The organism is Akkermansiaceae bacterium (genome assembly GCA_024233115.1).
GTDB lineage: Bacteria > Verrucomicrobiota > Verrucomicrobiia > Verrucomicrobiales > Akkermansiaceae > Oceaniferula.
The window spans coordinates 539,019-551,076 of the sequence record JACKQB010000005.1 but is presented as its reverse complement, the minus strand read 5'-3'; the positions used below and the strand labels follow the sequence as shown (position 1 = coordinate 551,076).

The window sequence follows — 12,058 nt, the reverse complement described above, 5'->3', positions numbered from 1 at the left end:
AAAGGGTAATTTTCATCCAGAGATTTCAACTTTCTGAAATAGCTATGGATGATTGTTAGCCATCCGAATAGACGTTCGGATGGCTCGGATCGACAGGCTACTCTCTAGCCAATCGATCCTTCAGGTGACTGATCATCGTCCAGTAGATCACGTCACCTCCAGCTTTCGGGAATCGTTTTTTGGCCACTTTATTGAGTGAGTCTTGTTCGTCTTGGGGAAGCGATTTGAACACGGCCTCGGCTTGGTTGCGAAGCTCTTCCTCTGCTGCTTTCTCAGCCTCAATTTTTGCATGTTCAGCTTGCTCCAGTTTTGCCCGTTTAAGCGCTCGCTTCTGATTCAGTTTTTCTTGCTTCAAGCGGTCAGCTAGAGGTAGGTAATTGGGTGGCGGAGGAATATCTCGGCGGATCGATTCCGCCAGTAATCCGGCAGGATTCGACTTGGCATCGCGGTAGGGAAACTGATCGATTTTATCCTCCAGATACTCATTTGAATGTTGTGCCACAAACTTCTTCGCTTCAGACGGAATGATCCCAAGTTGGATGAGTTTATCTTCCACGGGAGCATGAGACGGCTGCAAGGGAACGACGTTCTTTTTTCGAGAGTCTTGAGAGGCTCGCGTGAAGTGAACTTTCCAATGTCCCCGGCGAACTTTTTCATAGCGATCTTCAGGTAGTGCCTCATGCAGAAACCCGACAGTTTCAAGTTCGTGAATCGCGGGCTTGAGAACACGTTTGATCTGTGCGGCATCCTTGTATTTTCGAGAGATACCAATCTTCTCAAAAGCCAGCACATGGAGGTCACAGCTATAGCGAGGAATACCAGTTCCGAAGCGTTTATCGAGAAAGCGATAGAGCCGCTTGGCGATGGAACTCCGCAGGCTTACAAAACGGTTAAAATCGAGCCCCTTCAAATTCCCCGCCTCCAGGCTGCGGTGGAAATCGTCCGACCATGTCACCTCACACAATCCCGACTTAGTGGGTTTATCGGCCTCGTGAACTTTGAGTGACTGAATATAGGAAAAGACCAGACTCGGAATCCATTCCTGGTTGGCCTTATCGCGCCATCCATAACGGTAGTTATACTTCGTGGTGCTGAGGCGATGCAGTGCCTGATAGATACGGCGATAACTCGCTCCACCGACTGACCACTGCAGAAGTTTGCAAAGTTGATAACGGGTGAAGCAGATTCGTTTTGGCCACCCTGCCAGATGGCAAAGCTGCAAGAGGCCAATCATCACATCGTCATCCTGGGCTGCCGGAAGCCCCCACTCCTCGGTTCCATGCACCGTGACTCTTCGCTCAACTGCTGCTCCGGTGGATCGGTCAGTGATCGTGTCGGAGAACTCAAGTGTGAGCTGCCCGGGCTGTGCCGATTCCGCCACGACCGCAATGGGAAATTCGGCGAGGTTCATCTCGTCTTTACCCTTCTCGAAAGATTCAAGGTCACTGTCCCTGAGGTGCAGAGATAGCGATTCCAGCTTTTGTCCTGCCTGATCATTCCCCATTAAAAACTCCCAAAAAATAACAACAAACCAAGCAGCCGAATCCCTTTGGAGAAAACTGAGCGGTGTTGTTGTTTTGTTTATACATAGTTTAATGTTTAGCACCGCGAATCCCGAAGAATCCCGCGCACTTGGCGCGATGAACCTGCCCCATTTAACAATAAAACCTGCACCATTTAACAAGTCACCCTGCATGGCTTAACAAGCCTAACCTGCACCATGCACCAATAAGGCATCCCTTTCCTGTATGAATTACCAATGTTTGGGCAATCACGCAAGGGGTGCGGCCACTATGGCTGCGCTCATCCCTCTCCCCTTTGTTAAACCGTGCAGGAAACAGTCAGTGATCTAACCAAACAATGAAATGCTTGCAAAACAGCATGCTGCTATGGAGGCATAAAAGCAGGTCGATATGCTGGCATGGCATGATTCAAGTATAGCTGCAAACTGACAAAACAGGATGCCGGCAAAGAAGTATACTGTTAGTCGAGTATGCTGGAACACTGCACCCCTTGCCTGCTTTTTTGAAAGCATGTAAGCTAGCTATTATGATTATCGCAACAGTCAATCAAAAGGGTGGAGTGGGGAAGTCCACCATCGCTGTTCATCTTGTGGCCTGGCTTCGCGAGCAAGGTATTGAGACAGCGCTCGTTGATGCCGATGTGCAAGGGTCGTCGAGTGAGTGGACAAAAGAAATAGAAACAAACACGCCAGTCTATCGTTTTCAATCTGCTGACGAAATTTTGGACGAAGTCAAATTGCTGGAGGAAAAAATGATTGTCATTGATGGGCCAGCTGGGCTCGGGGAGGTGACACGGGCAACTCTTCTGGTGTCGGATGTTGCTCTCATTCCATGCGGGCCATCTGTGCTTGATGTTCGGGCAGCCAGTGATGCTGTCAAAGCTCTTGATCAAGTCCACGCTATTAGGGGAGATCTTCCGAAGGGGGTATTTGTGCCAAACAAGCTCCAGAAAAATTACCGTTTATCGGACGAGTTACTCGTCACGGCAAAAACATTAGGACTTGAGATAGCACCGGGCCTCGGTCTGAGGCAGGCTTTTGCTGATTCAGCTGGGCAACGATCAGCGGTTTGGAGAATGGGGCATCAGGCAAAACCTGCGGCAAACGAAGCTCTCGCCCTGTTTGAATACCTTTTCCCAAATGAGATGGAGCAGTAATGGCAGCAAAAAACAAACGACATTCCATGACCGAGGCCTTGAAAGACAGGGAAGAAGTGAGGGCGTTTCTCGAAGCTGGAAAAATTAACAATCCAACACCTACAAAGTCTCCTGTTGCCCCGTTGACCAAAGCTGTAGAGCCACGTATTGCTGTTACTCTTAGACTGCCAGAAAAAACAGCGCACGCTCTCATTGATGAGTCAGCTGAGCGACGAAAAAACCGAAAGGGAAATTGGAGTCAGCAGGATATAGTGACAGAGGCAGTGTCAAAATTACTTGGAAAGTGATAACGAGCGACACGCTTCCGTTGAGGTCGCGGCTCTCGGTTGAATGGGCAATGAAGGTGTCAGCTGGGCGACCGCGATCAATGGCAACTATCAATATCTCCAAATCTCTTCTTGATCGCTAGGAGATGTTCATCGAGTTCTTTGCGAGTCGGATTAGATTCCATTGAAAACGGCCTCTCATATCGGTGAAAATCCAATTCTATCTCCAGAAGTTCGGCGACCTGTGAATCGGTGAGAGCGTGTTCCCATTTCAGTCGTCCGACCCGTTGTTGGATCTCCTCTTTGTGTCGGATCGCTGAGGTTCTTACACAAGTTCCCACCATCGCGACGAGTATCACGCAGACAGCACCAAAAATTTGAAATTTTTCCCACAGCGTTAGCATCGCTGGAGAAGGCTTTGTATCCTGAGGCTGTTTTTTGGCGTCCCCCTGGACTGTCCCGAACCGTCTGTTTTTCTTGCTCATTTTTTTACTGGCCGAAAAACACGCCGCATCTGGTGATGATGCGACAATGATTAGCGGTTAGTTTTTTTGTTCAATTTCATTAGGGGCATTATTCGGTTTTACTTGGCCCTTTTCGATTCCAATACTAAGAAGAGTTAAAAGGATTGCTCCAATTATTATTATCAGACCAGTCTTCCAATTCTTTTTAAAGAAGCTGACGATCCATCTCTTCCGTCGTATGCTTTTTAGACTCATGAATTGTGGAGGTATATGATTTAAGATAAACGTAGAGATTGGTAATTAATCAAGCGGGAATCAAGCAAGCCATCAGTCTGGCTAACTGATGTCGGTGTGGGCTTGCCGTTCAGCTGTGATTGCAGAGAGAAGGTGGCTTTCGAGATTTTTAAGGTCTCGCATAATGGGAACGAGCTGGTCGGGAGCGAGATGAGTGCTGTCGATGAGTCTCTTCAAATCGGCACGAAGTTTGACGAGGTCATCCACTGCCTTGCTCATGCCTTCGTTGTCGGGAACTTTTTTAAGCTGTGTGGTTAGCGTATTCACACTATGAACGATTGCTCCAACCTCCAGAATGTTGGTGTCTATTTTTAGAGGTGCCAGCCTACCATTGCCGACACCGTTCAGGTGAAGCATGATTTTCTTCATAGGGCTTACAAACTTTGATATTAGGATGAGATTGAGCATACTCCACACAATCACTCCAATGAAAACTGTTGGGATGATGTGGTGAATTACTGTTTCTCTGGTGTCAAATTCACCGGAAGTAGCATACTCAAAAAAGGTGTAGGCGGACATTCCGATAATGACGGCAATAAGGGAGGCTTTGGTCAGTGTCCAATTTAGAGTTTTAGTGGGAGGCGTGGTATGTTTGCTCTTGATCTGGTTATTTGAAGTTTTCATTTCGTTCGAGGATGGCTTGATTTGAGGTGGTTTGGATAATCGCATGACTATTCTAAAGAAGGTTTACTTGCGTATTCGGAAACTGTTTCTGCTCCTAGTTTAACTTTGACGGAGTAGCCGTAATATTCCTGACCAGATGCCGGGACGGTGACGGTTTTTCTTCTTTTATTTTTGCCACGTCCTGTGCTCGTGGTTTTTTTATGTTTTCTCACTCCTTTGATAGTTACGGTAGGAGTGGTTTGGGTATCTCGCTCGCCACCTTTCAGGTTGTAGGTCAGAGTGCCGGATTTGATGAGAATGAGTTTGTGGCTCTTCCTTTCGTGCCCGTAGATTTTCCAGGTGGCCGTTATTTTTTTGAAGGGTCTTTGCCTGAGCGAGAGACTTCGATCTCAAGTTGTCGAGTTTGCGTAATGGCATCTCCTTTATACTGAGCTTTTCCTATGGGTTTGGTCTTGAGGCTGAACTGGCGGTTTTCAGGGGTCGCATCATTGTTAGTAACACAGATTAAAACAAAAGTGAGGAATGTGAGAATAGGTTTCATGGTTGATGGTGTGTTCGTGTGTAGGAGGGAGAAGTTGTTTATTTACTCCGTAAAAGTCGTAAGGCATTTGCGATGACGATCAGAGTCGCACCTGTATCGGCGAGGATGGCAAGCCAGAGGCTGGTATGCCCAGTGAAGGCGAGCACGAGGAAGACCGCTTTGATGAGCAGGGCGAAAATGATGTTGAATTTGATGATGCCGAGGGCGCGGCGACCGAGGTGGATGGCTTCACTAATCTTGCCAAGATCATCGGTCATGAGTGCCATGTCAGCGGTTTCGATGGCGGTATCTGTTCCCGCTGCTCCCATCGCGATCCCAAGACTCGCAGATGCCATGGCGGGAGCATCATTGACCCCATCACCGACCATGCCGACATACTCGTATTTTTCCAGGAGTCGGCGGACGTTTTCAATTTTTTGATCAGGGAGAAGATCTCCTTTTGCCTCGTCGATTCTAGCTTGCTTCGCTATGGCATTGACGGTGGTTTGGTTGTCTCCACTGAGCATGACGACTTGCTCGATGCCAACAGCATGGAGAGATGCGATCGCGGTCTTCGCATCTTCACGGATGGTATCGCCAACGGCTATGATGCCGAGGACGTCGCCGGGGCAATTATCGTGAGGTTTGTGGCCTACGACAACGACGGAAAGGCCTTTGCTTTCGACTTCATGCAGGCGGGATTCTATTTCCTCATTACATACTCCGAGTTCATGAGTATAGCGGTGATTTCCTACGAAGTAATGGTGACCACCTAGAGTGCCATCAGCTCCGCGTCCGGTCTGAGATTGGTAGTCGGTAGCGGAAGAGAATACGATATTTTGCGCTTTGGCATAGTCCGTGATGGCGATAGCGATAGGGTGGTCTGAATGAGTGTCGATGGCAGATGCGATTTTAACAATCTCTTCACTGCTTTGATTTGTTAGTGATATAACTTCGGTGACTTCAGGAAGCCCACGCGTGATGGTGCCGGTTTTATCGACGGCAAGAGCACGGAGTTTTCCTACGATTTCGAGGTAGGCTCCACCTTTGATGAGGACACCGCGGCGAGCCATGGCTGTCAGTCCGGAGACAACAGAGACGGGGGTGGAAATGACCAGAGCGCAGGGGCAGGCAATGACAAGGAGAACGAGGGCGCGGTAAAACCAAGTGGACCAATCACCGGTGACTGCTCCAGGGACGAGGCATACTAGCACTGCCAGCACCATGATGATGGGGGTGTAGTATTTTGCAAAGGTGTCGACAAAGCGCTCGGATGGAGCCTTTTGTGATTGGGCGTCTTCGATGAGACGGATCATGCTGGCGAGGGTAGTTTCACCGGCCTTGCCAGTTACGGTGACCTCTAACGATCCTTCGCCATTGATGGTTCCGGCAAACACCTGATCGCCGTTTTTCTTTTCTACGGGGAGTGACTCTCCAGTGATGGGTGCTTGATTGATGGATGATGATCCTGATGCCACAATTCCATCTAGGGGAACCTTTGCTCCAGATTTGATGATGATGGTTTCATCTGTTGCCACGTCTGATAGCTCTACTTCGGTGACCTCTCCATTGCGCTTCACGAGGGCGGTGAGTGGGGTGAGTTCCATGAGTGATTCGATGGCTCGGCGGGCGCGTGAAACGCTGTAGCTTTCCAAGAGTTCGGAAAGAGCGAAGAGAAATGTGACGGCAGCAGCTTCTTCCCACTCACCGATGATGACGGCTCCGATGACAGCCACGGTCATGAGCACGTTCATATCAAAGCGCTTTTGCTTCAATGTGCGGTATGCCTTGGGCGCGATAAACCAAGCTCCTGCGATGATGGCGAGACTGAAAATGACTTCAGTTAGAAAAGGTGGGGGCGTATCAATGATCCAACCAACAAGCAGGCCGATGCCTGTTAGGGTTCCAGAGGCAATGACGCTGATAAGTTTGTATTTTTTGCTGCTTTCAGCAGGCTTGGTATCGTCGCCCTCTGCGCGAGCTGTGAGTCCGGCAGACTTGAGTGCTCCGATAAGATCGGTTTCGGAGAGTTCGCCATCATGTTGGATCGTGGTCTTGCCACTCAAGATACTCACGTTGACCTCGCGGACGTGACCTGTTTCTTTGAGTGCGGATTCGATGGCTGCGACTTCTTCAGAACAATCGACTCCGGCAACGTGAAGAATTGTCTGGGCAGATGCTTCGACCCCCGAGTCGAGAACCTTGGATGACGTAGGTTGCTTATCCGCGCCACGAGCGTGGTTATCATCGTCGTTGTGAGAGTGATTGTGCTTCATTGTTTTTAAAGCGAGGGAGGGTGCTTCTTTTGCACCCTCCCGGCTAGTATTCGGGCGTTTTTGCTAATGGTCGTGACCTTTGTGATCATCACCATGGTCACAGCTGCAGTGGTACTCTGCGTAGGGACATGTCGGGCACTTGTTCATGTTGAGATTAAACTTCTCGCGCACGGTCTTGGCATCTGGAGATACTTTAATGGAGACGACTGTTGGAAAATCGTTACCAGCAGGGAGCACGTTTGAGGAGATGAGCTTTCCATTCTTGGTTTCCATTTTCATAACTGTGGGCTTAGTGCGGTCACCACAGACTATGGTGACTTTTTGTTTTCCAACGGGAACTATCTTTCCGTGGTCATCGACAAAGGTGATTTGAACTTTGCGATCCTTGGTCACGAAGAATTCCGCGTGGGGTTCGACCTTCATAATCATCTTTCCATTGTTGGGTCCTTTAACGGCATGCTCGTCATGATCATGGTCGTGGTCATGTTCGTCTGCGAAGGCGGCAGAAGGAGCCATTACTCCGCAGAGTGCGACGGCGAGTAGTGTTTTTACTTTCAGTGTCATTTTATTTTTTGGTTTTGGTTTTGGTTTCTGTGTTGATGCAGCCAGGCATTAGGCTGAGGCCGCAGAGTTTATCTCCAGTGAACGGAGTGCCGGTTTACGGCAAAAGGCGTAGAATAGAGCTGGGGTGACGGCTAGACCGAGGAAGGTGGAACTCACTAGGCCTCCAACAATCACGATAGCCACTGGATTGAGGATTTCTTTACCCGGCTCATCCGCAGCGAGAACGAGAGGGATGAGCGCAAAACCAGCGGACAGAGCAGTCATGAGGATTGGTACAAGACGCTCTTCGGTTCCGCGAATGATCATCTTCTTGGTAAAGCCTTCGCCTTCATGCTTCATAAGGTGAAGGTAGTGGGAGACGAGCATGATGTTGTTTCTCGCCGCAATACCACCGACCGCGATAAATCCTACCAGCGTAGCGATACTGATATTGTTCAGCGTCATCTGCGTGTAGAAAATGGCACCGACCAGTGAGACTGGGATAATGGTGAGCACCAATGCCACGAATGAGAAACTGCGGAAAAAAGAGTAGAGCAGGAAGATTACCACCAGCATAATCACGCTGGACATAATGGCGATGGTGCGGGCGGCTTCCTTCTGCGCCAGATACTCACCTTCATAGGAGATGGTGTACCCCTCAGGCAGATCGATGTTTTTTTCGATGGACGCTTTCAACGCATCCACTGCGGATACGAGGTCTGGAACAGTCGGGTTGATGGAAACAACGAAACGACGGCGTGAATTTTCTCGCAGGATGTTGTTAGGTCCCGTAGCTTGGCGGAACTTCGCAACTGACCCAAGTGGCACTAATTGGTCGTTTTGGGTATCAATGAATATATATTCCAAACATTCCGGATTTTCGCGCCACTCAGGAGAGAGTTTGACGACCAAATCATAGACGCGAACGCCTTCGTAGATTTCGGCTACTTCCGCGCCGCCCATGAGGCCGGACATTTCCTCGGTCAAGTCACCGGGGGTGACACCATAAGCAGCGGCCCGTTCACGATCTGGCTCGATACGCAGCTGAGGCACAGGTGCCTGCTGCTCGGTCCTTGCTTCTTCGAGACCGGGGATTTCGCGAGCCAAGGCTGTAATCTTATCGCCGATCTTTCTCAGTTCGTCCAGATCTGGGCCATAGATTTTTATAGCAACTTTTGCCGAGACACCACTGAGCATGTGGCCAACACGATCCGCAAGAGGCCCACTCATGGCACTGAAGGTGCCGGGGATCTCCTTCATCGTTTTCCGTATGTCAGCGATAATTTCTTCATGGCTTCGACCTGCGGATTCATCAAACTCGACATCAAACTCCACGGTAGAAACGGGCACCACGTGGTCGCCTCGTTCGGCTCTTCCGGCACGGTATCCAACGGTTTTGACGCCGGGGATTTTCAGAAGCTGTTCAATGCCCATGTCGGCTAGTTCGGAAGTGGTCTTGAGTGACGTTCCAGGACTAGACGTAGTAGCAACGAGGGCAGTTGGTTCTTTGAATGCGGGAAGGAAATTCCGGCCCATATCCGTGTAAGCGAGATAACTCATTACAACGAGTATGCCCGTGATGACCATGACTACCATCGGTTGAGCCAGAGCGAATCGCGTCCAGGTGGCACTGAAGGCTGATTTCAGCCAGCGGACAAAAATCACGTCCTTGTGTTCTTTCCCTGCTTTAGGATTCAAAATCAGTGAACTCAGCACCGGGATTACTGTTAGAGAGACAAGGAACGAGGCAGCCATGCTGACGATCGTCGCGATGGCAATCGGCGTGAAAAGCCTGCCTTCGACACCGCTCAGAGCCATGAGTGGGAGGAAGACAAGGATGATCAATATCGTTGCATAGAGAATGGACGAACGAACTTCACTGGATGCTCTGGCAATGACCTCAAGCTTTGGCTGTGGATTCGTGAGAGAGGCATTTTCTCGAAGTCGTCGGTAGACATTTTCCACATCGACGATGGCATCATCCACAACCATGCCGACCGCGACGGCTAGTCCTCCGAGGGTCATAGAATTTACGCTGAGCCCCATTATGTCAAAAACAAGAATAGTGATTCCCAATGACAGTGGAATAGCGGTTAGGGTGATCAGAGTGATGCGCACATTGAGCAGGAAGAGGAATAAAATGACGGCCACCATGATAGCTCCGTCTCGAAGTGCTTCCTTCAGGTTGTCGATGGACAGATTGATGAATTCGCTCTGTCGGTATAGAGGGACGAGTTCAGCACCTTCAGGAAGCGATTTACCAAGTTCCTCCAATGCTTTTTCAACTTCCTCAGTGAGAGCCAGACTGTCGAAACCAGGGGATTTTCGGATACTAAGAATGACACCACGAGTGCCGAGGTTTCCATCGGCATCGGGTTTGCGACCCGCGATGCCTAAAGCAGCATCGCCACGCATGGGTTCGATGGCCCAGACAACATTGGCAACGTCGTGAAGGTGGATAGGACGATCATTGCGGTAGCCCACCACAGTAGAGGCAATTTCATCAAGGTCGGTGGTCATTGCCAAATTACGAACCATGATTTCCCTAGCTCGTTCGGTGAGGAACCCTCCTGTGGTGTTTTGAACCGACTTTGCTGCGGCTTCTTTGATCTGTTCAAAGGTGACCTGGTGTAGAAGCATTTTTTGCGGATCTGGCTGAACCTGAACCTGTTTCACACCGCCTCCCATAGAGAGCACTTCAGCAATCCCCGGGATGGATTGGAGCCGCCGCGCGACGGTCCAATCCGCGAGGACACGAAGATCCCGCGGTGAGGTTGCTCCTGTGGGGTCACGCAATCCCACAAGCATGATATCGCCCATCAGAGATGTGACCGGAGTCATGTAGGGGACAATGCCTTCGGGGAGGGATTCACCGGCACTTCCGATACGTTCCTGTACGAACTGGCGTGCTTTATAAATATCCACATCCCAGTCAAACTCCACAAAGATGAGTGAGAGCCCGATGTCATTGGTGCTGCGCACACGGTTCACCCCAGTGACACCCATGAGGGCATTTTCCAAAGGGATGGTAATAAGCGTTTCAACTTCCTCCGGCGCATAGCCTGGTGCTTCAATGAGAAGTGTGACAGTTGGTTTGGTGAGGTCGGGGAGAACTTCCACAGGAAGCTCCATGGTTTTCTTTACGCCGAAGATCATGAGGACCACGGCGATAACGAGTATCAAACCTCGCTGGGCGAGGGAGAATCGTATGAGATGATTGAGCATGGTTTGGGAAGTGGTTAGGCTTTTTGATTTTTGCGCTTGTTGTTCCATAGCTGCTGTACGAGCAGTAGCGCAACTAGGGAGACTCCTATTGAATAGTAAATGAGCCATTTCGGAGCTCCTCCGCCTTCACTTGCGTGATCATGACCATCTTCGGCTTCAGCGCCTTTTTTGTCGGCTTCAGTTAATTCTGACCCGTCCTCCGCATGCTCGTGACCGTGCGCGGCATCAAGTGCTTCTTTCAGGGACATGCCTCCGCCGCCGCCAACGAATCCGAGGGAATAGGATCCGCGTGTGACAACTTCATCACCGGGAAAGAGGCCGTTGGTTACCTCAACCCATCCGCCGCTTTTCTGCCCAATGACGACCGGTGAACGCACGAAAGCGTTTTCCAAATCAAAGTCCTTAACATATACAACCCGGTTTGCCGGATCACCCTGAAGAGCTTCTTCTGGAATGGCGTACACGCTAGGGCGTTTGGAAACAATAATGTTACACTCTGCCCGCATACCAGGTAGTAACTTGCGGTCTGTGTTGTCTATCTCAAAGATGCCTCTGAGCGTGCCAGCATCTTTGTCTGCTGTGACGCCGAAGCGCAGTAATTTGGCAATAATCGGTTCGTTTTTCAGTGCAGGGAAACTGATTCTAGCCTCAGTGCCGGGACCAATGCCTGCGGCTAACTGTTCTGGAATCATAGCTGAGATCCACATTTTTGAACGATCTGAAATATCGAAAAGATCTTGATTGGGTTCGACCGGTTTACCGCGGAGGATGTGAGTTTTTACGATTAACCCGCTGTGCGGTGCTTTCATTTCAATTTTCGGTGGGGGATTGCCTGGTTGACGACTTTCGACAATAGCGAGAACCTGACCCTCAGTTACTAAATCTCCTACAAACGCATTCACAGTGATGGCGCGACCGGAGATGCGTGATGATACAGAGTATTGATGGCTAGGAATTTCTTCGACTTTGCCAACGGCAAAAACTGTGGTTTCAAAATCGCGCTCTTCCACCTCGATGGTTTTAAGACGGAGATTTTGTACACCCGCCTCAGTCAAGATGACCGTATTGGCGGCGCGATCAGATTTTTCAGCGCTGATTACCGAGCATGTAGTGTAAGTCAACAGGAGGGCTGCTTGTAAATAATTTGAGTTAAATAGTTTTTTCATG

The 12,058-nt window shown here is 49.8% G+C and carries 10 protein-coding genes; 2 read left to right on the top strand and 8 right to left on the bottom strand.

Features of this window, described 5'->3' with window-relative positions; all coding sequences use genetic code 11:
• Positions 1-97: 97 nt before the first annotated feature.
• Entirely contained in the window at positions 98-1,696 is a 1,599-nt protein-coding gene (locus H7A51_16005; GenBank protein ID MCP5537724.1) for a replication initiator protein A, read from the bottom strand.
• 353 nt (positions 1,697-2,049) lie between these two features.
• Here H7A51_16005 and H7A51_16000 point away from each other — a divergent pair, with 353 nt between their 5' ends.
• Both H7A51_16000 and H7A51_15995 read left to right on the top strand, forming a co-directional pair.
• Entirely contained in the window at positions 2,050-2,679 is a 630-nt protein-coding gene (locus H7A51_16000; GenBank protein MCP5537723.1) for a ParA family protein, read from the top strand.
• 26 nt (positions 2,680-2,705) lie between these two features.
• Positions 2,706-2,966, top strand: coding sequence for a hypothetical protein (locus H7A51_15995; GenBank protein MCP5537722.1), 261 nt, complete (start codon positions 2,706-2,708; stop codon positions 2,964-2,966).
• 77 nt (positions 2,967-3,043) lie between these two features.
• Here H7A51_15995 and H7A51_15990 read toward each other — a convergent pair whose 3' ends face one another.
• From H7A51_15990 to H7A51_15960, 7 genes are all read right to left on the bottom strand, one after another.
• Positions 3,044-3,430 carry a hypothetical protein gene (locus tag H7A51_15990; protein ID MCP5537721.1) on the bottom strand — a complete coding sequence of 129 codons (387 nt, stop codon included), beginning with the start codon at positions 3,428-3,430 and terminating at the stop codon, positions 3,044-3,046.
• A 315-nt stretch (positions 3,431-3,745) separates the two neighbouring features.
• Entirely contained in the window at positions 3,746-4,327 is a 582-nt protein-coding gene (locus tag H7A51_15985; GenBank protein ID MCP5537720.1) for a hypothetical protein, read from the bottom strand.
• 346 nt (positions 4,328-4,673) lie between these two features.
• On the bottom strand, positions 4,674-4,868 hold the full coding sequence (locus H7A51_15980) for a hypothetical protein (GenBank protein MCP5537719.1): 195 nt from the start codon (positions 4,866-4,868) through the stop codon (positions 4,674-4,676).
• Between the two features lie 38 nt (positions 4,869-4,906).
• On the bottom strand, positions 4,907-7,123 hold the full coding sequence (locus H7A51_15975) for a heavy metal translocating P-type ATPase (GenBank protein ID MCP5537718.1): 2,217 nt from the start codon (positions 7,121-7,123) through the stop codon (positions 4,907-4,909).
• Between the two features lie 63 nt (positions 7,124-7,186).
• Positions 7,187-7,687 (bottom strand): hypothetical protein, encoded by a 501-nt coding sequence (locus H7A51_15970; GenBank protein ID MCP5537717.1) that lies wholly within the window; start codon positions 7,685-7,687, stop codon positions 7,187-7,189.
• Between the two features lie 48 nt (positions 7,688-7,735).
• The gene (locus H7A51_15965) at positions 7,736-10,891 is read right to left on the bottom strand and encodes an efflux RND transporter permease subunit (GenBank protein MCP5537716.1); all 3,156 of its coding nucleotides are present in this window, start codon (positions 10,889-10,891) and stop codon (positions 7,736-7,738) included.
• A gap of 14 nt (positions 10,892-10,905) precedes the next feature.
• Positions 10,906-12,057, bottom strand: coding sequence for an efflux RND transporter periplasmic adaptor subunit (locus tag H7A51_15960; protein MCP5537715.1), 1,152 nt, complete (start codon positions 12,055-12,057; stop codon positions 10,906-10,908).
• Position 12,058: the final 1 nt, after the last annotated feature.

Bases quoted from the DNA above. Each gene is read 5' to 3' on its own strand.
- H7A51_16000 (MCP5537723.1), top strand. From the start codon at position 2,050: ATGATTATCGCAACAGTCAATCAAAAGGGTGGAGTGGGGAAGTCCACC.
- H7A51_15985 (MCP5537720.1), bottom strand. From the start codon at position 4,327: ATGAAAACTTCAAATAACCAGATCAAGAGCAAACATACCACGCCTCCC.
- H7A51_16005 (MCP5537724.1), bottom strand. From the start codon at position 1,696: ATGCAGGGTGACTTGTTAAATGGTGCAGGTTTTATTGTTAAATGGGGC.
- H7A51_15990 (MCP5537721.1), bottom strand. From the start codon at position 3,430: ATGAGCAAGAAAAACAGACGGTTCGGGACAGTCCAGGGGGACGCCAAA.
- H7A51_15970 (MCP5537717.1), bottom strand. From the start codon at position 7,687: ATGACACTGAAAGTAAAAACACTACTCGCCGTCGCACTCTGCGGAGTA.
- H7A51_15980 (MCP5537719.1), bottom strand. From the start codon at position 4,868: ATGAAACCTATTCTCACATTCCTCACTTTTGTTTTAATCTGTGTTACT.
- H7A51_15965 (MCP5537716.1), bottom strand. From the start codon at position 10,891: ATGCTCAATCATCTCATACGATTCTCCCTCGCCCAGCGAGGTTTGATA.
- H7A51_15995 (MCP5537722.1), top strand. From the start codon at position 2,706: ATGACCGAGGCCTTGAAAGACAGGGAAGAAGTGAGGGCGTTTCTCGAA.
- H7A51_15975 (MCP5537718.1), bottom strand. From the start codon at position 7,123: ATGAAGCACAATCACTCTCACAACGACGATGATAACCACGCTCGTGGC.
- H7A51_15960 (MCP5537715.1), bottom strand. From the start codon at position 12,057: ATGAAAAAACTATTTAACTCAAATTATTTACAAGCAGCCCTCCTGTTG.